This is a genomic window from Amycolatopsis nalaikhensis (genome assembly GCF_030264295.1).
Classification (GTDB): domain Bacteria; phylum Actinomycetota; class Actinomycetes; order Mycobacteriales; family Pseudonocardiaceae; genus Amycolatopsis; species Amycolatopsis nalaikhensis.
Window position 1 is genome coordinate 8,593,709 of the sequence record NZ_CP127173.1, and the last position, 22,394, is coordinate 8,616,102.

At 70.5% G+C, this 22,394-nt stretch carries 17 protein-coding genes; 1 reads left to right on the top strand and 16 read right to left on the bottom strand.

The features are described from left to right. Positions 1-21 precede the first annotated feature (21 nt). From mmsB to QP939_RS41800, 16 genes are all read right to left on the bottom strand, one after another. Entirely contained in the window at positions 22-1,242 is a 1,221-nt protein-coding gene (mmsB, locus tag QP939_RS41725; RefSeq protein ID WP_285452161.1) for a multiple monosaccharide ABC transporter permease, read from the bottom strand. Next, positions 1,239-2,759, bottom strand: coding sequence for a multiple monosaccharide ABC transporter ATP-binding protein (mmsA, locus tag QP939_RS41730; RefSeq protein WP_285452163.1), 1,521 nt, complete (start codon positions 2,757-2,759; stop codon positions 1,239-1,241). The genes mmsB and mmsA overlap by 4 nt, the downstream gene beginning before the upstream one ends. Further along, entirely contained in the window at positions 2,756-3,859 is a 1,104-nt protein-coding gene (chvE, locus tag QP939_RS41735; protein ID WP_285452164.1) for a multiple monosaccharide ABC transporter substrate-binding protein, read from the bottom strand. Before chvE ends, mmsA begins: the two co-directional genes overlap by 4 nt. A 17-nt stretch (positions 3,860-3,876) precedes the next feature. After that, on the bottom strand, positions 3,877-5,376 hold the full coding sequence (gene araA / locus QP939_RS41740; protein WP_285452165.1) for an L-arabinose isomerase: 1,500 nt from the start codon (positions 5,374-5,376) through the stop codon (positions 3,877-3,879). 17 nt (positions 5,377-5,393) lie between these two features. Continuing rightward, positions 5,394-6,071: an L-ribulose-5-phosphate 4-epimerase gene (locus QP939_RS41745; protein ID WP_285452166.1), complete on the bottom strand. Its 678-nt coding sequence runs from the start codon at positions 6,069-6,071 to the stop codon at positions 5,394-5,396. Next, entirely contained in the window at positions 6,071-7,699 is a 1,629-nt protein-coding gene (gene araB, locus QP939_RS41750) for a ribulokinase (protein ID WP_285452167.1), read from the bottom strand. The genes QP939_RS41745 and araB overlap by 1 nt, the downstream gene beginning before the upstream one ends. Before the next feature lie 70 nt (positions 7,700-7,769). Continuing rightward, entirely contained in the window at positions 7,770-11,588 is a 3,819-nt protein-coding gene (locus QP939_RS41755) for an alpha-L-arabinofuranosidase family protein (RefSeq protein WP_285452168.1), read from the bottom strand. Between the two features lie 79 nt (positions 11,589-11,667). Then, on the bottom strand, positions 11,668-12,654 hold the full coding sequence (gene yjfF / locus QP939_RS41760; protein WP_285452170.1) for a galactofuranose ABC transporter, permease protein YjfF: 987 nt from the start codon (positions 12,652-12,654) through the stop codon (positions 11,668-11,670). After that, positions 12,651-13,682 (bottom strand): ABC transporter permease, encoded by a 1,032-nt coding sequence (locus QP939_RS41765; protein ID WP_285452171.1) that lies wholly within the window; start codon positions 13,680-13,682, stop codon positions 12,651-12,653. Before QP939_RS41765 ends, yjfF begins: the two co-directional genes overlap by 4 nt. A 5-nt stretch (positions 13,683-13,687) precedes the next feature. After that, positions 13,688-15,190 (bottom strand): sugar ABC transporter ATP-binding protein, encoded by a 1,503-nt coding sequence (locus QP939_RS41770; protein ID WP_285459965.1) that lies wholly within the window; start codon positions 15,188-15,190, stop codon positions 13,688-13,690. 103 nt (positions 15,191-15,293) lie between these two features. Beyond that, a complete protein-coding gene (locus tag QP939_RS41775; RefSeq protein ID WP_414641791.1) occupies positions 15,294-16,295 on the bottom strand; it encodes an ABC transporter substrate-binding protein in 1,002 nt (333 codons plus the stop codon). Positions 16,296-16,351: 56 nt separating this feature from the next. Beyond that, a complete protein-coding gene (locus QP939_RS41780; protein WP_285452173.1) occupies positions 16,352-17,395 on the bottom strand; it encodes a LacI family DNA-binding transcriptional regulator in 1,044 nt (347 codons plus the stop codon). Between the two features lie 230 nt (positions 17,396-17,625). Continuing rightward, positions 17,626-18,597 (bottom strand): endonuclease/exonuclease/phosphatase family protein, encoded by a 972-nt coding sequence (locus tag QP939_RS41785; protein ID WP_285452175.1) that lies wholly within the window; start codon positions 18,595-18,597, stop codon positions 17,626-17,628. Beyond that, positions 18,594-19,514 (bottom strand): D-alanyl-D-alanine carboxypeptidase family protein, encoded by a 921-nt coding sequence (locus QP939_RS41790; RefSeq protein WP_285452176.1) that lies wholly within the window; start codon positions 19,512-19,514, stop codon positions 18,594-18,596. The genes QP939_RS41785 and QP939_RS41790 overlap by 4 nt, the downstream gene beginning before the upstream one ends. Positions 19,515-19,693: 179 nt before the next feature. Continuing rightward, positions 19,694-20,539 carry a glycoside hydrolase family 16 protein gene (locus tag QP939_RS41795; protein WP_285452177.1) on the bottom strand — a complete coding sequence of 282 codons (846 nt, stop codon included), beginning with the start codon at positions 20,537-20,539 and terminating at the stop codon, positions 19,694-19,696. A gap of 176 nt (positions 20,540-20,715) precedes the next feature. Continuing rightward, the gene (locus QP939_RS41800) at positions 20,716-20,961 is read right to left on the bottom strand and encodes a hypothetical protein (RefSeq protein ID WP_285452178.1); all 246 of its coding nucleotides are present in this window, start codon (positions 20,959-20,961) and stop codon (positions 20,716-20,718) included. 215 nt (positions 20,962-21,176) lie between these two features. Between QP939_RS41800 and QP939_RS41805 the strand changes: the two genes are divergently transcribed. Then, positions 21,177-22,394, top strand: coding sequence for a right-handed parallel beta-helix repeat-containing protein (locus tag QP939_RS41805; RefSeq protein WP_285452180.1), 1,218 nt, complete (start codon positions 21,177-21,179; stop codon positions 22,392-22,394).

Below are 22,394 nucleotides of genomic sequence, written 5' to 3' on the forward strand. Positions count from 1 at the left end.
CCCTTTCCGAACGGCACGCACTCAGGAAGCCGCGCGGCGTTTGGTCCAGATGTCGTACGCCACCGCCGCCAGCAACACCACGCCCTTCACCAGCATCACCCGCTCGCTCGGCGCGCCGATCAACGACATCCCGTTGTTGATCACCGCCATGATCAGGCCGCCGGTGATCGCGCCGACCACCTTGCCGACGCCGCCCTGGACCGCCGCGCCGCCGATGAACGCCGCCGCGATCGCGTCCAGCTCGAAGTTCACCCCCGCCGTCGGGCCCGCCTGGTTGAGGCGGCCCGCGAAGATGATCCCGGCCAGCGCCGCCAGCACGCCCATGTTGACGAAGATCCAGAACGTCACCGACTTGACCTTGACGCCCGACAGCGTCGCCGCCTGCAGGTTGCCGCCCACCGCGTAGATGTGCCTGCCGAACACCGACTTGCCCGCCACCAGCGAGTAGCCGAGCACCAGCACCGCCAGCAGGATCAGCACCCACGGCAGGTTCTTGAACCGCGCCAGCTGCACCACCAGCGCGAGCACCAGCACCGCGATGCCCACGATCTTCAGCACGAACACCGGGAACGGGTCGACGTCCTGGCCGTAACCCAGCCGCGCCGAGCGCTTGCGCCACTGGGTGAACGCGATCCCGGCCACCGCCGCCACCCCGGCCAGCAGGGACACCAGGTCGGCACCACCCAGCGGGCCGAGGCCGATGTTGCCCAGGTAGCCGTCGGTGAAGCCGTTGGACAGCGTGCGGATCGCGTCCGGGAACGGGCCGATGCCCTGGTTGCCGAGCACCGTCAGGGTGAGCGCGCGGAACGCCAGCATCCCGGCCAGCGTCACGATGAACGCCGGGATGCCGAAGTAGGCGACCCAGTAGCCCTGCCACGCGCCGATCACCGCGCCGACGACGAGGGTGATCAGCACCGCCCAGAACCACGGCAGCTGCCAGTTCACCATCAGCACCGCCGACACCGCGCCGGTCATCGCGACGACCGACCCGGCGGAGAGGTCGATGTGCCCGGAGATGATCACCAGGATCATCCCGATCGCGAGGATCAGCACGTAGCTGTTCTGCACGATGATGTTGGAGATGTTCTGCGGCTCCAGCAGCGCGCCGCCGGTGAGCACCTCGAACAGCACCACGATCAGCGCGAACGCGACGTAGATGCCGCTCTGGCGCGGGTTGATCGAGATCCGCCGGGCGGAGCGCTCGGCCGGGGGCGCGGCGGGCCGCGCTTCGGTCGTGGTCATTCCCGTTCCTTGGTCATGTACTGCATGAGCAGTTCCTGGGTGGCTTCTTCGCGGGTCGCCTGGCCGGTGATCCGCCCCGCCGACAGCGCGTAGATCCGGTCGCAGAGCCCGAGCAGCTCCGGCAGCTCGGAGGAGATGACCAGGACGGCCTTCCCCTGCGCGGCCAGTTCGTTGATGATCGTGTAGATCTCGAACTTCGCGCCGACGTCGATGCCGCGGGTCGGCTCGTCGAGGATCAGCACGTCCGGGTCGGTGAAGATCCACTTGGCCAGCACGACCTTCTGCTGGTTGCCGCCGGAGAGCTTCCCGGTCACGCTGCGCACGGACGGTGCCTTGATCCGCAGGTCGCGGCGGAACCGGGCGGCCGTGTCGTGCTCGGCGTGCTCGTTCACCCACCCCCGCTTCGCCAGCTTCCCGAGCCCGGCCGCGGACACGTTGCGCTGGACGTCCTCGATCAGGTTGAGCCCGTAGCGCTTCCGGTCCTCGGTGGCGTAGGCGATGCCGTGGCGGACGGCGTCCTGCACCGACCGGACGTCGATCTCCTTGCCGTGCTTCAGGATCCGGCCGGAGATGTCCTTGCCCCACGACCGGCCGAACACGCTCATCGCGAGTTCGGTGCGGCCCGCGCCCATCAGCCCGGCCAGGCCGACGATCTCCCCGCGCCGCAGGGAAAGCGACGCGCGGTCGACGACGACCCGCCCGGCCTGGGTGGGGCTGTGCACCGTCCAGTCCTCGATCCGCAGCACCTCCTCGCCGATGTCCGGCTCCCGCGGCGGGAACCGGTGCTCGAGGTCGCGGCCGACCATCCCGGTGATGATCCGCTCCTCGGTGAGCCCGGCCGCGTCGAGGGTTTCGATGGTGCGGCCGTCCCGCAGGATCGTGACGGTGTCGGCGATCGCGGTCACCTCGCCGAGCTTGTGCGAGATGATCACGCAGGTGACGCCTTCGTCACGCAGCCCGCGCAGCAGGTCGAGCAGGTGCGCCGAGTCGTCGTCGTTGAGCGCCGCCGTCGGCTCGTCGAGGATGAGCAGCTTGACGTCCTTGGACAGCGCCTTGGCGATCTCGACGAGCTGCTGCTTGCCGACGCCGATCTCCTGCACCGCCCGGGTCGCGTTTTCGGCGAGGCCGACGCGCCGCAGGAGCGCGTCGGCCTCGTGGTTGGTGCGGTTCCAGTCGATCCAGCCCCGCTTCTGCTGTTCGTTGCCGAGGAAGATGTTCTCCGCGATCGACAACTGTCCGCACAGCGCGAGCTCCTGGTGGATGATCACGATCCCGCGCCGCTCGCTGTCGCGCACCGACCCGAACTCGCACCGCTGCCCGTCGAAGGTGATCTCGCCGTCGTACGTCCCGTGGGGGTAGACGCCCGAGAGCACCTTCATCAGGGTGGACTTCCCGGCGCCGTTCTCCCCGCAGATCGCGTGGATCTCCCCTTGGCGCACGGAAAGCGTGACGTCGGACAGCGCCTTGACCCCGGGGAAGGTCTTGGTGATCCCGCGCATGCCGAGCAGTTCGGTCATTTCAGCTGACCTGCCGTGTAGTAGCCGGAGTCGACGAGTTCCTTCTGGTAGTTGGACTTGTCCACGGTGACCGGCTGCAGCAGGTAGGACGGGACGACCTTCTTGCCGTTGTCGTAGTCGGTGGTGTTGTTGACCTCGGGCTTGCCGCCCTTGAGCACCGCGTCGGCCATCTTGACGGTCGTGTCGGCGAGCTTGCGGGTGTCCTTGAAGACCGTCGAGTACTGCTCACCGGCGATGATGGACTTGACCGAGGCGACCTCGGCGTCCTGCCCGGTGACGATCGGGTAGGGCTGGCCGGCGGTGCCGTAGCCGTTGCTCTTCAGCGCCGAGAGGATGCCGATCGACAGGCCGTCGTACGGCGAGAGCACGCCCGCGACCTTCGCGCCACCGGTGTAGGTCTTGGTGAGCAGGTCCTCCATGCGCCGCTGCGCGGTGGCCGGGTCCCAGCGCAGGATGGCCGCGCGGGCGAAGTCGGTCTGCCCGCTCTTGACCACCAGCTTGCCGCTGTCGATCAGCGGCTTGAGGACGGACATCGCGCCGTTGAAGAAGAAGGTGGCGTTGTTGTCGTCCGGCGAACCGGCGAACAGCTCGATGTTGAACGGTCCCGGGCCGTTGCCCAGGCCCTTGACCAGCGAGTTCGCCTGCTCGACGCCGACCTTGAAGTTGTCGAACGTGGCGTAGTAGTCGACGTTCGGCGAGTTGCGGATCAGCCGGTCGTAGGCGATGACCGGGATCTTGCGGTCGGCCGCCTCCTGCAGCTGGGTGGTGATGGCGGTGCCGTCGATCGAAGCGACCACCAGCAGCTTGGCGCCCTTGGTGATCTGGTTCTCGATCTGGTTCACCTGGGTGGGGATGTCGTTCTCGGCGTACTGGAGGTCGACCTTGTAGCCGAGTTTCTCCAGGGCGGCCTTGATGTTGTCGCCGTCGTGGATCCAGCGTTCCGACGACTTCGTCGGCATGGTGACGCCGACCAGGCTGCCCGCCGCGTCAGCGCCGGGAGCCGCCGTCTGGTCCGCCGTCTTCTGGCTCGAGCCGCACGCCGACAGCGTCAGCGCGAGCCCCGCGGCGGCGAGTGCCGCGATTCCTCTGGTGAACTTCATTGTTCCTTCTTCCTTTCTCAGAAGCCCTGGGCGAGCCGGTGGTAGGCCTGGTTCCAGCGGATGCGGTCGGCGAAGCCGTGCGGGGTCGTGTCCTGGTCGATCACGAGCAGCTCGACGCCGAGGAGGTTCGCGAAGTCGCGAAGGGTTTCGGTGCCCACGGCCTGGGTGAGCACGGTGTGGTGCGGGCCGCCGGCGGTGATCCACGACTCGGCCGACGTCGACAGCGACGGCGCCGGCTCCCACACCGCGCGCGCCACCGGCAGCTTCGGCAGCGGCTCGTCCGGCGCGACGACCTCGATCTCGTTGGCGACCAGGCGGAACCGGTCGCCGAGGTCGACCAGGCCGAGGACCACGCCGGGCCCGGGGGCGGCGTCGAAGACCAGCCGGACCGGGTCCTCGCGGCCGCCGATGCCGAGGGCGTGGATCTCGCACGACGGCTTCGCGGCGGCGATGCTCGGGCAGACCTCCAGCATGTGCGCGCCGAGGATCTTCGGCGTGCCCGGCCCGAAGTGGTAGGTGTAGTCCTCCATGAACGACGCGCCGAGGCTCTTGCCGACGCCCATCGCCTTGACCGCGGCGAGCAGCGCGGACGTCTTCCAGTCGCCCTCGCCGCCGAAGCCGTAGCCGTCGGCCATCAGCCGCTGCACGGCGAGGCCGGGCAGCTGCCGCAGGCCGCCGAGGTCCTCGAAGTTCGTGGTGAACGCGCCGAAGCCGCCGTCGGTGAGGAACCTCCGCAGCCCGGCTTCGATCTTCGCCGCGTACCGCAGGGACTCGTGCCGCGCTCCCCCGGCCGCCAGTTCGGGGACGACGTCGTAGTCCTCGGCGTACTGCGCCACCAACGCGTCCACATCGGACACGGCGTCGACCTGCTCGACCAGCTCGTTCACGCCGTAGGTGTTGACCGAGACGCCGAACCGCAGCTCGGCCTCGACCTTGTCGCCTTCGGTGACGGCGACGTCGCGCATGTTGTCGCCGAACCGGGCCAGCCGGAGGTTCCGCAGGTGGTCGGCGCCGATGGCGGCGCGCGCCCACGCGTCGATCCGCGCGACCACGACCGGGTCGGACACGTGGCCGGCGACGGTCTTGCGCGGCACGCCGAGCCGGGTCTGGATGAACCCGAACTCGCGGTCGCCGTGCGCGGCCTGGTTGAGGTTCATGAAGTCCATGTCGATGGTCGACCACGGCAGGGCTTCGTTGAGCTGGGTGTGCAGGTGCAGCAGCGGCTTGCGCAGCGCGTCCAGCCCGGTGATCCACATCTTCGCGGGCGAGAAGGTGTGCATCCACGCGATCACGCCGACGCAGGCGGCGTCGGAGTTGGCCTCCTGCAGGACGCGGCGGATCGACGCGGCTTCGGTCAGCACCGGCTTGCCGACGATCTCGGCGGAGATCCCACCGGAGGCGGCCAGCAGCTGCTGGATGCGCAGGGACTGGCCGGCGACCTGCTCGAGGGTCTCCTCGCCGTAGAGGGCCTGGCTGCCGGTGAGGAACCAGAGCTGGGGTTTCGACGCGCGGGTCATCGTTCTCCTTGGAGCGTTCAGTGCTGGCCGTAGACGTTCTGGTACCGGGCGTAGAGCCGGTCGACGTCCTCGGGTGGGAGGGGTTCGGGGGTGCCGAGCTCGAAGGCCTTGTGCACCGTGCGGGCCACGTCTTCGACCATCACCGCCGCCTTGACCGCGGCGCGCGCGGTCCGCCCGACGGTGAACGGGCCGTGGTTGCGCATCAGCACCGCGGGCGAGCGGCTCGCGCGCAGCGTTTCGACGATGCCGCGGCCGATGGAGTCGTCGCCGATCAGGGCGAACGGCCCGACCGGGATCTCCCCGCCGAACTCGTCGGCGATCATCGTGAGCACGCACGGGATCGGCTCGCCGCGGGCGGCCCACGCCGTGGCGTACGTCGAGTGAGTGTGCACGACCCCGCCGATCTCCGGCATGTGCCGGTAGACGTAGGCGTGCGCGGCGGTGTCCGAGGACGGCGCCAGCTCGCCGTGCACGAGTTCGCCGTGCAGGTCGGTGACGACCATGGTCTCGGCGGACAGATCGTCGTAGGACACGCCCGAGGGCTTGATGACCATCAGGTCCCGGCCCGGGACCCGCGCGGAGACGTTGCCCGCGGTCCAGATGACCAGGGCGTTGCGGGTCAGTTCACCGTGGAGGTTCGCCACGGTCTCCCGCAGTTCCGCGACGGTGTCGAGGACTTCGCCGGTCAGCGACATCAGGACCGTCCTTTCGCGACTTCGCGGCGGCGGGCGGCGAGGCGGTGCATGACATCGTTGCCGCCGCGGCCGAAGTAGTCGTGCAGCGTCGTGTACTCGGCGTACAGCTCGTCGTAGGCGTGGACGTGCGCGGGCACCGGCCGGTAGACCGCGCGTTCGACCGAGCCCATCGCCGCGGCGGCCGCGCGGATGTCCGGGTAGGCCCCGGCGGCGACGGCCGCGTGGATGGCCGAGCCGAGCGCGGGTCCCTGCGCGGAGCCGATCACCGACAGCGGGAGGTTGGTGACGTCGGCGTAGATCTGCATGAGCAAGGCGTTCTTCATCAGCCCGCCCGCGATGATCAGCTCGGTGACCGGGACTCCGGCCTCGGTGAAGGTCTCGATGATCTTCCGGGTGCCGAACGCCGTGGCTTCCAGGAGCGCGCGGTAGACGTCCTCGGGGCGGGTGGCGAGGGTCTGCCCGACGATGACGCCGGACAGTTCGTGGTCGACCAGCACCGAGCGGTTGCCGCTGTGCCAGTCGAGGGCGACCAGGCCGTGTTCGCCGATCTCCTGCTGGGCGGCCAGCCGGGTGAGCTGCTCGTGCCCGTCGTGGGCGAAATGCCCGGTGAACCAGCCGAAGATGTCGCCGACGCCGCTCTGCCCGGCCTCGTAGCCCCAGAGCCCGGGGACGATGCCGCCGTCGACGACCCCGCACATGCCGGGGACTTCGCGCAGTTCGGCGCCGTTCATCACGTGGCACGTCGAGGTGCCCATGATCGCCACCATCTGGCCGGGCTCGACGGCGTTCGCGGCGGGCGCGGTGACGTGCGCGTCGACGTTCCCGACCGCGACCGCGATGCCTTCCGGCAGGCCGGTCCAGGCGGCGGCTTCGGCGGTCAGCGAACCGGCCCGCGAACCCAGCTCGCCCAGCGGGTGCTCGAGCTTGTCGGCCACGAAGGACTCGAAGCCCGGCGCCAGCTCACGCAGGAAGTCCTGGCTCGGGTACTGGCCGTCCTGCAGGATGCCCTTGTACCCGGCGGTGCACGCGTTGCGGACGTAGGTCCCGGTCAGCTGCCAGACGATCCAGTCGGCCGCCTCGACCCAGTGGCGCATCGCGGCGTAGACGTCCGGGGCCTCTTCGAGCACCTGGAGCGCCTTCGCGAACTCCCACTCCGACGAGATCAGGCCGCCGTAGCGCGGCAGCCACTTCTCGCCGCGCTGCCGCGCCAGCTCGTTGATCCGGTCGGCCTGCGGCTGCGCCGAGTGGTGCTTCCACAGCTTCACGTACGCGTGCGGGTTGCCCTCGAACCCGGGCAGCTCGCACAGCGGCGTGCCGTCGGCGGTCGTCGGGACCATGGTGCACGCGGTGAAGTCGGTGGCGACGCCGATGACGTCACCCGCGTCGACGCCCGCGTCCCGCAGCGCCGCCGGTACGGCGTTGCGGAGCACTCCGACGTAGTCCGCGGGCACCTGCAGTGCCCAGTCCGGCGGCAGCGCGCGGCCCGTGGCGGGCAGCGTCTCGTCGAGCACCCCGTGCGGGTACTCGAAAACGGCGGAGCCGAGCTCGGCCCCGTCCCGGACCCGCACGACCACCGCGCGGCCCGACAGCGTGCCGAAGTCGACGCCGACGGTCAGTGGTTCTCCCACGGTGTCCTCCCTCCTGGTTGGTGACCGGGACGCGGCGCGGGCGGCGGTGGTCGCGCCGCGCCCCGGGGTTCTAGCGGCCGGTGAAGACCAGCGTCGTCACGGAGTTGGCGGGCAGCGTCAGCTTCGACGTCGCCGCCAATCCGGTGATCTCCCTGGTCTGCGGCACGATGGCGGTCGGCGCGGCGAGGCTGTTGCGCCCCGTCGGGTCGCCGGTGAGCGTGGTGAGCGTCCCGGTGCCGTCGACCGCGGTGACGCCGGTGAGCGCCAGCCGGGCCGTCTGCACCTGGCCGGTCGGGTTGACGAGCTTGACCGTGAACGTCTTCCGGCCGTTCTTGGTGGTCACGTTCACCACCTGCCGCAGGGGGCTGCCCTGGTTGAGGCGGCTGGTCACGATCTGCTTGCCGAGCGTGCTGGAGAACATCTGCTGCACCCAGTACGACGGCGAGCCGTAGCTGCTCCCGGCGTCGAGGCCGATCAGGTTGACCGGCCAGTTGGACTGGTTCTCGTGCACCAGCACCGGCGCGTACATCGAGCCGATGACGATGTCGCTGTTGCGTTCCAGCCCGGTCAGGAACGCGGCCTCGCCGATGGCGGCGGCCAGGGTGCCGGTGGGCCGGCCGTCCTGGGCGCCGTACTCGCCGACGAGGATCTCCGGGCCGGAGCGGTCCGCGGTGTCGTAGCGGGTCGAGTTGTCGGTGAACCACTGCGGCGACTGGTAGTAGTGGTCGTCCGCGGCGTCCGGGCGCACCCCGGTCGACGTGCTCGACGCGGCCCCGCCCTGCAGGCCGCCGGTGGTGGCGATGACCGTCAGCTGCGGGTACTTCGCCTTGATGGCGTTGAACATGTCGGTGAACCGCCAGGCGTAGCTACCCGAGCCGTCGAACCAGTCCTCGTTGCCGACCTCGACGTAGTGCAGGTCGAACGGGGCCGGGTGCCCGTCGGCGATCCGCTTGGCGCCCCACGTCGTCGAGCGGTCGCCGATGGCGTACTCGATCTCGTCCAAGGCTTCCTGGACGTACTGCGGGTAGTCGGCCTGGCTGACGTGCTGGCCGTTGAGCGTGTACCCGGCGAACAGGGCCAGCAGCGGCTGGGCGCCGATGTCCTCGGCCAGCTTGAGGTAGTCGAGGATGCCGAAGCCGTCGGTGGACCAGTAGCCCCACGCGGTGTTCTGGTGGCCGGGCCGCTGCTCGAGCGGGCCGATGGTGTTCTTCCACGCGAACCGCGTGTCGAGGGTGTTGCCCTCGAGGTAGTTGCCGCCGGGGACGCGGAACAGGCCAAGCTTCATCGCCGCGAGCTTCTGCCCGAGGTCGGCGCGGACGCCGTTGGCCCGGTTCTTGAAGGTCGGCGGGAACAGGGAGACCTGCTGGAACCAGGCGTCGCCGCTGAGCGCGGTCTTGCCCTTGTTGACCAGCGAGACGACGATCCGGTTGTCGGTCGAGGCGGTGATCGTCGACGGCGTGGTGAAGCTGAACGTCTGCTGCGCCCACGCGGCGCCGACCGGCTGGACGTCCTTGCTCGCCAGCACGGTGCCGTCCGGCTTCTCCAGGCTGACCCGGACCGCGCCGGTCCACGTGCCCTTGGCGAAGAAGCTGCCGGTGTACTTCGTGGACGGCTTCGCGGCGACGCCGTAGTAGCCGACGTTGGCCGCCGCCACGCGCCCGGCGGCCGGAACCGTGTCGGCGTGCAGCTTCAGCGAGCGGTCGAGCGCGGTGTTGAGCGGCGTCGCGGTGTCGATCGCGTAGGTGCCGGTGGCACCGGGCGAAGTGAGCAGCGACCAGTACGGGACCGGCGTGTCCCCGGCGCCGCTGCCGCGCTGGTAGGCCTCCTTGAAGGTGCGGTTGCGGACCAGTTCCGCGTAGAGCCCGCCTTCGACGGAGTGGCTGATGTCTTCGAGGATCGAGCCGTAGGTGGTCGGGCGGGTGTTGGCGCGGACGACGTTGGCGTCGACCGCGAGCTGGTTGGCCCCGGCGAGGGTGCCGATCTGGGCGGCGGTCAGCGGGAAGCGGCGCAGTTCGACCTCGTCGATCGCGCCGGTGAAGCCGGACCCCACGGTGAACGGGGCCGCCGCGGTACCCGAAGCCGGGCAAGCCGAGACGTCCAGGGTCGTGCCGGTGGGCGTGCCGCAGGTGGTGGTGACCGCGGCCGCGTCGCCGTCGGCGTAGACGGTGAGCCGCTGCGAAGCGCGGTCGAGGACGAGAGCCGCGTGGTGCCAGTTGCCGTCGGCGAGCCCGCCGCCGGTGGTGGTCACCTGGATCGTGCCGACGCGGGCGGTGAGCTTGCCGCCGGTGACGCCGAGGGCGTAGCCGTCGCCGTGGTCCACGACGTTGCCGTCCGCGGTGGTGCGGAACCAGGCGGCCAGCGAGAGCGAGCCGGTGCCGGTGTCGAACGCGGGCGACGTACCCATGTCCACAGTGGACTTGCCGTCGAGCTGGACGGCCTTGCCCGCCGCGCCCGCGGTCCACGTGGCTCCCTTCAGCGTTCCGTCGGCCGCGTTCGCGCTCGAGTCGTGAGCGACCGTGCCGGTGCCCTCGTCGAAGTGCCACGACCCACTGGCCGCCAGCGCGGCGACGGCGGACGCGGTCAGCGGTGTCGGGTACGCGCGGACGTCGTCCACTCCCCCGGCGAACCAGTCGGCCGGGCCGCCCGCCCACTTGCCGCGCCCGATGACCAGGTGGCCGGACGCGGTCCACGGCGTGGTGAAGGGGACGCTCTGCTGCAGGGTTCCGTTGACGTATAACGAAAGCGTTCCGGCCGCGCGGTTGTAGACGCCGACGACGTGCTGCCACTGGTCGGCCTGCGCGGGCAGGGTGGACACCGCCGAGGACGACGCCGTGTCGCCGTCGCCCGCTCGGCGGGTGAAGGCGAAACGGCCGTCGGCGGCGCGCTGGAGGTAGAAGCCGCTGATCGCCGAGCCGTCGACGCTCACCGCGGTCCGGAAACCGGTGGCCGCGGTCGGCTTGACCCACGCGGACACCGAGAAGCTCTGCGCGGTGTCGACGACCGGCGCCGGGACGTCGGCCGCCGCGTCGGTGCCGTTGAACACGGCGCCGTGCGGGCCGACGACGCCGTCGCCCCAGGCGGCCCCGCTGGTCAGGGTGGCGGTGCGCGCGTCGAGGGAGTCGTCGGCCGCGGTGGTGCCGGTGCCTTCGTCGAGACCCCAGTGCCCGGCGATGGCCAGGCGGGCGGCGTCGGCGCCGGTCAGTGCGCCGGAGTAGGCGCGGACGTCGTCGATCGAGCCGTCGACGTAGTCCACCGGGTTGCCGCCGTACTTGCCGCGGCCGATCACCAGGTGGCCGGTGCCGGCCCAGCCCGCGGGCGCGGCGACGGTCGCCTGGCGGGTGCCGTCGACGTAGAGGGCCAGCGTCGACGCGGCCGCGTCGAACACGCCGGTGAGCTGGTACCACTGGCCGACGACCGGGTCGAAGTTCGCCGACGCGACCACACCGTCGGCCGGGGCGTCCCCGGCGAGGCGGGTGAAGGCGAAGCGGCGCGAGTCGTCGCGGAACTGCAGGAAGAAGTTGCTGACCTGGGTGCCGTCGACGCTGACGAACGTCTGGAAACCGGACGTCTTGTCGAGCTTGACCCAGCTGCTGACGGAGAAGCTCTTCGTCGTGTCGAGCACGGGTGCCCCGGCGTCGGCGAACCCGCCGGCGCCGTCGGTGGTCAATGCACCGCCGCGGATGCCCGGCCCCCAGCCCGCGCCCGCGTTCAGGGTGGCGGGGTGGTCCCCCGCGGTGTCGGCCGCGGTCGTGCCGCTGCCTTCGTCGAACGTCCAGTGCCCGGCCAGGCCCGGCTCGGGCTCGGCCGCCGAGGCGGCGGTGACGGGGAGGGCCGAGAACAGGGTCAGGGCCGCGAGCACGGCCAGGGGGCGCCGGAATCTGTGGGGCATGGCTCTCCTTCGAGCGTTAGCGCTCACACGACTGGGGGTGCGGAAGCGCCACTTTCGTAGGGAAAGTGACGCTTTCGCGCTAGCGGGTTCGGCGGGTGACGAGGCGTTGCAGGACGATGAAGACGAACAGCAGGGCCCCGGTGATGATCGAGGTCCACCAGGAGTTGAGGGTGCCGTCGAAGGTGATCAGCGTCTGGATGATGCCCAGCACCATGATCCCGAGCACGGTGCCCAGCACGTAGCCGGAGCCGCCGGTGAGGATGGTGCCGCCGATGACCACCGCGGCGATCGCCGTCAGTTCGAGGCCGACGCCGTTGAGCGGGTCGCCGGAGGACTTGTAGAGCACCAGCAGGAGCCCGCCGAGCGCCGAGCAGAACCCGCTGATCGTGTACACCGCGATCTTCGTCCGGCCGGTCTTGAGACCCATCAGCATCGCGGACTGCGCGTTGCCGCCGATCGAGTAGACCGTCCGGCCGAACCGGGTGAAGACCAGGACGTAGGCCGAAACCGCGACGACCACCAGCGCGACGACCACGCTGATCGAGATGTGCAGCTCGCCGCCCAACGGGATCTGTGTCTGCGCGAGGGTGGCGATCGTCGGGTTGTCGATCGAGTACGCCTCGGTGCTGATCGTGTAGCAGAGCCCGCGGGCGAAGAACATCCCGATCAGCGTCGCGATGAACGGCTGGATCTCGAAGAAGTGGATGAGCGCGCCCATCCCGGCGCCGAGCAGCGCGCCGATCACCAGTACCACGGCGATCGCCGCGTACGCGGGCCAGCCGTGCTTCTGCAGCAGGTCGCCGGAGACCACTGTGGACAGTGCGACGACCGACCCGACGGACAGGTCGATGCCGCCGGTGAGGATCACGAACGTCATCCCGACGGCGACCACGAGCAGGAAGGCGTTGTTGATGAACAGGTCGAGGATGACCTGCCCGGAGCCGAACGCCTCGTAGCTCGACGCGCCGAAGATGTACGCCCCGATCAGCAGCGCCATCGTGGCGAGGATCGGCAGGTGCCGCTGCTGCGGCCGGTAGCCCTTGACGCGGGCGGCGAGCGTGGTCATACCCCGACCTCGACCTTCTCCGGCGACGGCGCCGGGGTGACCGGATGGGCCCGGTGCCTGCGCCGGAGCTTCCGGCGGAACGCGGGCGACTGCAGGAGGCACACCGCGAGCACGACCACGGCCTTGAACAGCATGATCGCCTCGGGCGGGATGCCGAGGGCGTAGACGGTGGTGGTCAGCGTCTGGATGAGCAGCGCGCCGATGACCGCGCCGCCGAGGGAGAACCGGCCGCCGGTCAGCTGAGTGCCGCCGACGACGACGGCGAGGATCGCGTCGAGCTCGATGAACAGCCCGGCGTGGTTGGCGTCGGCGCTGTGCACGTTCGCGCTGATCATCAGCCCGGCGATGCCCGCGCACAGCCCGCAGAAGACGTAGACGAGCCAGGTCAGCCGCGCCGACCGGAGCCCGGCGAGCCTGCTGGCCTCGGGGTTGCCGCCGACGGCTTCGACGAGCATGCCGAGCGCGGAGCGGCGGACGAGCACCGACGCCAGCACGAACACCGCCAGCGCGATGAGGATGGCGCTGGGCAGGGTGAACAGGAACCCGCTGCCGATCCATTCGAAGGAGTGGGAGTTGACGGTGATGATCTGGCCGTCGGAGATCAGCTGTGCGATCCCGCGCCCGGCGACCATGAGGATCAGCGTGGCGATGATCGGCTGGATGCCCAGCGCGGCGACGAGCCAGCCGTTCCACACCCCGAGCACCAGCGACAGGCCGAGCGCCAGCCCGAACGCGACCAGCGTCGTCCCGACTCCGTCCGGGTGCCCGCTCACCCAGAGGCAGGCGAGCGAGCCGCTGATCGCCACGACCGCGCCGACCGAGAGGTCGATGCCGCGGGTGGCGATCACCAGCGTCATGCCGATCGCGATGAGGACCAGCGGGGCGCCGTTCTTGAGGATGTCGACGAGGTTCCCGTAGAGGTGCCCGTCGCGCAGCTCGACCTTGAAGAACGACGGGCTCGCGACGAGATCGCCGAGCAGCAGCACCAGCAGCGCCACCACGGGCCAGAAGAGCCGGTGTTTCGTCATGCCTTTCACGCCTGCACCCCCTCGGCCATGGTGGCCATGATGTCGTCCGCGGTGAGCGCCTGGTTTTCGCGCACCGCCACGACCTTCCGGTCGCGCAGCACCACGACGCGGTGGCTCAGCCGCAGGACTTCCTCCAGTTCGGCGGAGATGTAGACGACGGCCATGCCGTCGCCCGAGAGCTGGGTGACCAGCCGCTGGATCTCCGTCTTGGCCCCGATGTCGATGCCGCGGGTGGGCTCGTCGAGGATGAGCAGCCGCGGCTCGGTGATCAGCCACCGGGCCAGCAGCACCTTCTGCTGGTTGCCGCCGGACAGGTTGCCCACCAGCGCTTCGGGGTTCGCCGGGCGGATGTCGAGGGCCTTGACGTACTTCTCGGCGATCTCGTCCTGGCGGCGGCGGGACAGCGGCCGCGCCCAGCCGCGGGAGGCCTGGAGCGCCAGCACGATGTTCTCGCGGACGGTCAGTTCCTCGACCAGGCCCTCGGCCTTGCGGTTCTCCGACAGGAACGCGATCTTGTGGTCCAGCCCGGCGCGCGGGGTCCGCAGCGAGGCGGCCTCGCCGTCGATCTTCACCGACCCGCTGTCGGCGTGGTCGGCACCGAACAGCAGCCGGGCCAGCTCGGTCCGCCCGGACCCGAGCAGCCCCGCCAGCCCGACGACCTCACCCGCGTGGACGTCGATGCTGAACGGCGCGACCCCGCCCTTGCGGCCGAGGTCCTCGGCGGCCAGCAGCACCGGCGCGTCCGCGACCTCGGCGCGGGTCGGCCCGGAGTCCTCCAGGTCTTCGAGGACCTGCAGCTCCTTGCCGATCATGCGGGTGACCAGTTCGACCGGCGTGATGTCGGCCGTGCGGTACTCGCCGATGAGCTTTCCGTTGCGCAGCACGGTCATCCGGTCGGCGATCGCGAAGACCTGGTCGATGAAGTGGGAGACGAACAGGATCGCCATGCCCTGGTCGCGCAGGGACCGCACGACCTTCAGCAGCTGCTCGACCTCCCCGGTGTCCAAACTGGACGTCGGCTCGTCGAGGACGAGGACCCGCGCGTCGACGTCGAGCGCGCGGGCGATGGCGACCAACTGCTGGACGGCGATCGAGCAGCGGCTCAGCTCGGCCGAGACGTCGACGTGGACGTCCAGCCGGGCGAGGAGCTCCTCGGCCCGCCGCCGCATCGGGCCCCACTGGATGCGGCCGAAGCGGCGGGGTTCCCGGCCGAGGCAGACGTTCTCCGCCACGGACAGGTTCGGGCAGAGGTTGACCTCCTGGTAGACCGTGCTGATGCCGGCCTGCTGGGCCGAGCCCGGTCCGTTGAAGGCGACTTCGTCGCCGTCGAGTTCGATCGTGCCCGCGTCCACCCCGTAGACACCGGTCAGCACCTTGATGAGGGTGGATTTCCCGGCGCCGTTCTCGCCCATCAGGGCGTGGACCTCGCCGGGGAACATCCGGAAGTCGACCCCGTCCAGGGCGAGGACGCCGGGGAACTCCTTGCGGATACCGCTCATCCGCACCATGGGCTGCGGTTCAGGCATGACGTGTGCTCCGGGGTGGCGGTGGGGTCGTGAGTGTTCAGGGCGGTTAGAACCGCCCTAAACACTCACGACCGCCTGGGACGGGTCAGTACTGGCGCTGCGGCAGGGCGGCCTTGGCGGACGCCTGGTCGAACTCGGTTTCCTGGGTCTCGATGCGGGCGGGCACCTGCTCGCCGGCGGCGACCTTCTTCACCAGGTCCATCAGCTGCGGGCCGAGCAGCGGGTTGCACTCGACGACGTGGTTGATCTTGCCGTCGGCCAGCGCCTGCAGGGCGTCCTTGACGCCGTCGACCGAGACGATCTTGATGTCCTTGCCCGGCACCTTGCCCGCGGCCTCGATCGCCTCGATGGCGCCGAGGGCCATGTCGTCGTTGTGCGCGTAGAGGACGTCGATCTTGGGCTGGGACTTCAGGAAGGCCTCCATGACCTCCTTGCCCTTGGCGCGGGTGAACTCACCGGTCTGCGAGGCGACGATCTTGTACTTCGGGTCCGCCGCGATGACGTCCGCGAAGCCCTTCTTGCGGTCGTTCGCCGGGGCCGAACCGGTCGTGCCCTGCAGCTCGACGATGTTGACCTGGCCGGTGGCGCTGCCGAACTCCTTGGTCAGCCACTCCCCCGCCTTCTTGCCCTCGGCGACGAAGTCCGAGCCGAGGAAGGTCTTGTAGAGCGACTTGTCCGGCGAGTCGATCGCGCGGTCGGTGAGGATGACCGGGATGTTGGCCGTCTTGGCCTCCTTGAGCACGGTGTCCCAGCCGGACTCGACGACCGGCGAGAAGGCAATGACCTTGACCTTCTGCTGGATGTAGGAGCGGATCGCGGAGATCTGGTTCTCCTGCTTCTGCTGCGCGTCGGAAAACTTCAGCTCGATGCCCGCCGTCTTCGCGGACTCCTGGATGGACTTCGTGTTCGCCGTCCGCCAGCCGCTCTCGGCGCCCACCTGGGCGAAGCCGAGCGTGATCGCCCCGCCGGACGAGCCGGACGAACCCCCGCTCCCGCAGGCGGTGAGCAGCACGAGTCCGGCCGCCGCGGCCGCCGCGGCGGCCCATCGCTTCTTCAGCACGTTCACTCCTCGATCGACGGTGATCATTTTTGTTAGCGTTAACATCCCAAGGTGGGGCTCTCGGGTGGGCCGCGGTCGCCGCGCTACCGGGGCCCGGTGCTTTCGCGGACGATCAGCTCGGGCACGACCAGGGCGCGCGCGTGCCGGTCGCCCCCGCCCATCCGTTCGCTCAGCAGGCCGAACGTGCGCCTGCCGACTTCGATGAAGTCCTGGCGCACCGTGGTCAGCGGCGGCGTGAAGTACGCCGCCTCGGGGACGTCGTCGAAGCCCGCGACGCGCACGTCCCGCGGCACCGAGATGCCCGCTTCGGCGAACGCGCGCAGCAGGCCGAGCGCCATCTGGTCGTTGCCGGCGAAGACGGCGTCCAGGTCCGGGTCCTTGGCGAGGGATCGCCCCGCCTCGTAGCCGGAGCGCGAGCTCCAGTCGCCGCGGATGACCCGCGGCACCGCGACGCCGTGGCGTTCCAGGGTCTCCCGCCAGCCGAGCTCGCGGTCGCGGGCCTCCAGCCAGTCCTCCGGACCGGCGACGTGCCAGACGGTCCGGTGGCCGAGGGCCAGCAGGTGCTCGGTGGCGCGGCGGGCGCCGTCGCGCTGGTCGACGGAGATCACCGGCACCGGCGCCGCCTCGCCGCCGCCGACGGCGACGACGGGGAAGTCCGCGGGCGCGGCTTCGAGCGCCCGGCCCGCGCTGACGTGCGGCGCGATGACGATGATGCCCTCGACCGCCTGGCGGCGGAGGTTCTCCACCGCGTCGGCGATCGAGGACCGGCCGGGCCGGCTGACACTGGAGATCGTGATCGCGTACCCGGCTTCGCGGGCGGCGTTCTCGATCCCGTAGAGCGTGCTGGCCGGACCGTACAGATTGGACTCGAGCGCGACGACGCCGAGCGTCCCGGTCCGGCCGGTGACCAGGGCGCGGGCCGCGGAGTTGGGGCGGTAGCCCAGCTCCTCGATCGCGGCGAGCACCCGGGCGCGGGTCTCCGGGCGCACCGGGCCGGTCCCGTTGATGACGCGGGAGACGGTCATGTGCGAAACACCCGCGACCCCCGCGACGTCGGTCAGGCTCGGCTGCCGCGTACCGGTGGCGGCCACCCTGGCGGGGCCGCCGGAGCGCGGTCGTTCGGCCACCGGTGTCCCCTTTCGTCGGCCCTGACGTGGTCCCCGTCACCCGAACCGGTGACGGCGAGGAGTAGTGTTAGCGATAACACCGACGCGGTCAACCCCGGGTCGCGTAACGGTCTAGTCACGTGACCCGGAGCAGGCCGCTCTCGCACTTCAGGGCCCCGACCTGCGGGGAGACTCGTTTGTTTTTCACCGGCCGTGCGGCGCGGCGGTGTTCAAGGGGCATGTTCGGCGGGTCAGAGCGCCAGCGAAGCCGCCACCGGCAGGTGGTCGCTGCCCGTCGCGGGCAACGTCCACGCCGCGACCGGCCGCACCCCGCCGACGAAGATCTGGTCGATGCGCGCCAGCGGCAGCGACGCGGGCCAGGTGAAGCCGAAGCCGTCGCCCGCCTCGTCCTGCGCCGGGCGCAGCCGGGCGGTGATCGGGTCGAGGCCCCGGTCGTCGGTGGTGCCGTTGAAGTCGCCGACCAGCACCGTGCGCGGGGCGGGGGCCGCGGCCAGTTCGTCGGCGAGCCTGCCGATCGCCGCGTCGCGGCCGTTCGCGGTGAACCCCGCGTCGAGCCGGACCCGCACCGACGGCAGGTGCGCCACGAACACCGCCACCGGACCCCGCGGAGTGTCCACTGTGGTCCGCAGCGCGCGCGTCCACGGCATGATCTCCACCGGGCGCGTGTCGTGGAGCGGGAACGTGCTCCACACCCCGACCGTCCCCTGCACCGAGTGGTGCGGGTACCCGGCGGCGAGGGCGTCCTCGTACTTCGGGATCTCGGACTTCTTCAGCTCCTCCAAGGCGATCACCTGCGCGCCCGACGCGGCGAGCGCCCGCGCGGTGCCCGCCGGGTCCGGGTTCTCGTCGTTCACGTTGTGCGAGACGATCGTGAAGTCTCCCCCGGCCGCCCGCCGGTCGAGCAGCCGTCCGCCGAACGTGAAACCCCAGACGAGCGCGGGCAGCAGCAGCGCCACCAGTGCGAGCGCCGACCGCCGGACCGCGGCCGCGACGAGCAGCGCCACGACGAGCAGCCCCAGCCACGGCAAGACCGTCTCGAGCAGGCTGCCCGCGTTGACCGCCCAGTTCGGCACCAGCCGGTGGGCGAGCATCAGCACCGCCGTGAGCACGGCGAAGACGGCGATCACCCGGCCCCGGCGCCAAGTCCCCGGTCGGCGCTCCGGGGTCGGCGGCACGGTGATCGGCTCGGTGATCGCGGTCATCGGGTCGCCGCCGGGAGCTCGCGCTGGATCGCCGCGATGAGCTTTTCGCTGTTCTCCAGCGCGGCCCGCAGCCCCGCCGCCGGGGAGCCGCCCGGGTTCTGGTGCAGCACGACACCGAGGACCAACGCCCCGCCGCGTACCTCGGCCGCCCACATCAGCGCGCCGCCCGCCGCGGTCGAGGAGCCGGTCTTCAGCCCGATCACGCCGTTGCGGCCGAGCAGCGTGTTCGTGTTGACCACCGAGCCGGGGACGCCGTCGACGCGCAGGCTCCGGGTCGCCACGATCGACCGGATCACCTCGTTCTTCATCACCTCGCGGGCCAGGCGCAGCTGGTCCTCGGCGGTGCTCGTGGTCGAGTCCTCGACCCCGCTGGCGCCGGTGTAGGTCGTGTCGGTCATGCCGAGGGCCGCGGCCTCGCGGTTCATCTTCTCGACGAAGGCTTCCTGGCTGCCGGCGTCCCAGCGGGCGAGCAGGCGGGCGATGTTGTTGCCGGACGGGATCAGCATCAGCGCCAGCAGGTCCCGTTCGCTGATCCGTCGGCCCGCGCGGACCGGCGCGGTCGATTCGTCGGGCGCCGTCGACTCGGCTTGGGCCTGCTCGTCGACGGTGATCTCCGGACCCGCCTCGCCCGGGGCGAGCGGGTGGTCCTTCAGCACCACGTAGGCGGTCATCACCTTGGTGACGCTGGCGATCGGCACCGGCCCGCGCTCACCGCGGCTGCCGAGCGAGCCGAGCCCCTGCACCTCGGCGCTCGCCTGCCCTTCGTCGGGCCACGGCAAGGCCAGGTCGACGTCCGGCCGCGCGAGCGCCCGGCCGGCGATCTCGGGCGGGAAGACGACCCAGCAGGCGGCGGCGAGCACCACCGCCACGGCGGCGGCGAGCCCACCGGCGACGGGCGGGATTCGGGTACGGGCCATGCGTTTCCTCCGGGTGCCGGGGTGCGCTTCTCGAGCGCACACCGATCACTCTGTCCGGAGAAGATCGCCGGTCCGTCGGGGTTGTTCGACAGGTCTGAACCAGAAATGTCGCGGTTCTGTACCAAAGAAGGCGCGGGGCGCCGCCCGCCGCGCGCGAGCGGCGCCCCGCGGTCCGGGGGTCAGCTCACGTGGACGTAGTCGACGACGAGCTGCTGCGGGAACTGCGTGCTGGCGTCCGGGTCGCCGGGCCAGTAGCCGCCGACCGCGAGGTTGAGGATCACGAAGAACTCGTGGTTGAACACCCACTGGTTGCCGCCGACGTCGGCGGGCGTGCGCGTCTGGTAGGCGTTGCCGTCCACCGACCAGACGATCTTGTCGGTGGACCAGTCCACGGCGTAGGTGTGGAAGTCGTCGGAGAAGTTCGGCCCGGTGTAGGCGGCGCCGATGCCGCCGGACCCGGAGTAACCCGGCCCGTGGATGGTGCCGTGCACGGTGTTCGGCTCGAACCCGACGTTCTCCATGACGTCGATTTCGCCGCACTGCGGCCAGCCCGCGGTGCCGATGTCGGTGCCCAGCATCCAGAACGCGGGCCACATGCCCTGCCCGCGCGGCAGCTTCATCCGGGCTTCGACGTGCCCGGAGCTGGTCGAGAACTTGCCGGAGGTGTTGAGCCGCGCGGAGGTGTACTCGCAGGTGCCGTACCAGCAGTTCTTGCCGATGTTCTCCTTCTTCGCGGTGATCACGAGGTGGCCCTGGCCGTCGAGCGCCGCGTTCGCGGTGCCGTCGGTGTACCACTGCCGCTCGTGGTTGTTGACGTTGTCGCCGGTCTCGTGCACCCACTTCCCGCCGTCGACCCCGCTGCCCGCCGGGCCGTCGAAGTCGTCGGAGAAGCTCGCGAGGACCGCGTTGGGGGCGGCCTGGCTCTGCGGGGCGGCCACCACCGCGCCGAGCACGAGCAGGGTCGCGGGCGCGGCCAGCAGCCGGGCCGTCCGCCACCACCGGCGGGAGTTCCTGGTCGACGTCATTGTCGCCTCTTCTTCGTCCGCGGGCGACGGCTGGCGGCTCACCGGCACCCTATTTGTTGTGGATGGCAACAAAGTATGGACGCGCCGGTGGCGAAGAACAAGGCTATCCGGTCGGTCATTTTCCGACGAGTACCCGATGGTCCGGACCACCGGGTACTTTCGGGCAACCGGCGGCGTCAGCGCAGGATGCAGTCGAGGCCGAGGCCCAGCGAGGTGAGCACGTACTGGCAGATGTGCGACGCGTGCTCGGCGTCGGTCTCCGTGCACGCGAGCGGCACGCCCAGGATGTCGACGGAGCAATAGGCGTAGAACTGGTTCGGGTTCCCCGGCACCGGGTCGGCCGACGCCGGCACGGCCGTGGCGACCACCGCGGAAACCGTGAGCGCGGCAGCCGCCACCCAGGACGCGATTCGGGTCTTCATCGTGCTCTCCTTCCGCAATCTCCCTGCGGGCCAGGGGTTTGTGCTGGAGGAGATTCCCCGTCCGGCACCGGTTACGTCCAGGGTCACCGGAAAGTGTCACGTTCACGTACCTGACTGCGGTTCAGACTGTTGACGCACGTCACCGGGCTGACCTATAAAGGGACGTCCGGGTGTACGCCGCAACACCTCCGCTGATCTTCCTCCGGAGGCCCTTGGTGTCCCCACGCACTCCGCTCCGCCGCGCCGTTTTCCTCGGCGCCGCCACCGTTTCCGCCACCGCCGTCGTCGTCGCCCTGACCGGCGGGGTGGCCGCGCGAGCCGCCTCGGCGAGATTGTCCGCCACGTTCGCGCAGACCTCGGTCTGGACCACCGGCCACGGCACGGTCCGGCCCGGGGCCAGTGCGAGCTTCGGCTTCACCGTCGCGGTCACCACCACCCCGACCACTCCCCCGTCCGCGAGCGACGTCGTGAACGTGTCCACCGCCGCCGAACTCCAGGCGGCCCTGGCGAACGCCGCCCCTGGCCAGGCGATCAAGCTGGCCTCCGGCACCTACCGCGGCTCGTTCGTCACGACGAAGGCCGGGACCGCCACCAACCCGATCAGCCTGTCCGGCCCCGCCGACGCGGTCCTGATCAACGACGGCCCGTCGGGTGACGCGCCGGACTGCCCGGCCCCGACCCCGGGCTGGGATCCCGGGTACGGCCTGTGGCTGTCCGGCGCGCCCTACTGGACGTTGTCCGGGTTCACCGTGCGGGAGTCGAAGAAGGGCATCGTGGTGGACGCCTCGCCGCACACCACCATCGACGGCGTCACCGTGAACCACGTCGACGAAGAGGCGATCCACTTCCGCCGGTCCTCGGCCGACAGCGTCGTGAAGAACTCGACCATCACCTACACCGGCCTCGTGCAGCCCGGCTACGGCGAAGGCGTCTACCTCGGCTCGGCCAACTCGAACTGGGGTTGCCACGGCAACTCCGGCGGCGTCGACCGCGGCGACCGGATCCAGGTGCTGGACAACCACATCGGCCCGTTCGTCGCGGCCGAGGCCGTCGACGTCAAGGAAGGCACCACCGGCGGCCTCATCCGCGGCAACACGTTCGACGGCCGCGGGATCACCGGCCAGAACTCCGCCGACTCCTGGATCGACGTCAAGGGCATCGGCTACACCATCGAGGGCAACACCGGCACGTTCACCTCGCCCGGCACGTTCGCCAACGGCTACGAGAACCACAACCCGAGCACCAGCCCGTCGTTCGACAACGGCTGCGGCAACGTCTGGCGCGACAACAAGTCCGACCTCGGTGGCGTAGGCGCCTACGCGATCAAGATCAGCTCGGTGTCGAAGTGCTCGGCGAACCCGAACGTCGTCTACGCCTCGAACACGGCGACCAACGCCCGGTCGGGGCTGACGAACATCCCGGTCACGCCGTAG

Coding starts and splice junctions, on each gene's coding strand:
- QP939_RS41765 (WP_285452171.1), bottom strand. CDS start 13,682: ATGACGAAACACCGGCTCTTCTGGCCCGTGGTGGCGCTGCTGGTGCTG.
- QP939_RS41745 (WP_285452166.1), bottom strand. CDS start 6,071: ATGTCGCTGACCGGCGAAGTCCTCGACACCGTCGCGGAACTGCGGGAG.
- QP939_RS41755 (WP_285452168.1), bottom strand. CDS start 11,588: ATGCCCCACAGATTCCGGCGCCCCCTGGCCGTGCTCGCGGCCCTGACC.
- mmsB (WP_285452161.1), bottom strand. CDS start 1,242: ATGACCACGACCGAAGCGCGGCCCGCCGCGCCCCCGGCCGAGCGCTCC.
- mmsA (WP_285452163.1), bottom strand. CDS start 2,759: ATGACCGAACTGCTCGGCATGCGCGGGATCACCAAGACCTTCCCCGGG.
- yjfF (WP_285452170.1), bottom strand. CDS start 12,654: ATGACCACGCTCGCCGCCCGCGTCAAGGGCTACCGGCCGCAGCAGCGG.
- chvE (WP_285452164.1), bottom strand. CDS start 3,859: ATGAAGTTCACCAGAGGAATCGCGGCACTCGCCGCCGCGGGGCTCGCG.
- QP939_RS41785 (WP_285452175.1), bottom strand. CDS start 18,597: ATGACCGCGATCACCGAGCCGATCACCGTGCCGCCGACCCCGGAGCGC.
- QP939_RS41790 (WP_285452176.1), bottom strand. CDS start 19,514: ATGGCCCGTACCCGAATCCCGCCCGTCGCCGGTGGGCTCGCCGCCGCC.
- QP939_RS41775 (WP_414641791.1), bottom strand. CDS start 16,295: ATGATCACCGTCGATCGAGGAGTGAACGTGCTGAAGAAGCGATGGGCC.
- QP939_RS41770 (WP_285459965.1), bottom strand. CDS start 15,190: ATGGTGCGGATGAGCGGTATCCGCAAGGAGTTCCCCGGCGTCCTCGCC.
- QP939_RS41795 (WP_285452177.1), bottom strand. CDS start 20,539: ATGACGTCGACCAGGAACTCCCGCCGGTGGTGGCGGACGGCCCGGCTG.
- QP939_RS41800 (WP_285452178.1), bottom strand. CDS start 20,961: ATGAAGACCCGAATCGCGTCCTGGGTGGCGGCTGCCGCGCTCACGGTT.
- araA (WP_285452165.1), bottom strand. CDS start 5,376: ATGACCCGCGCGTCGAAACCCCAGCTCTGGTTCCTCACCGGCAGCCAG.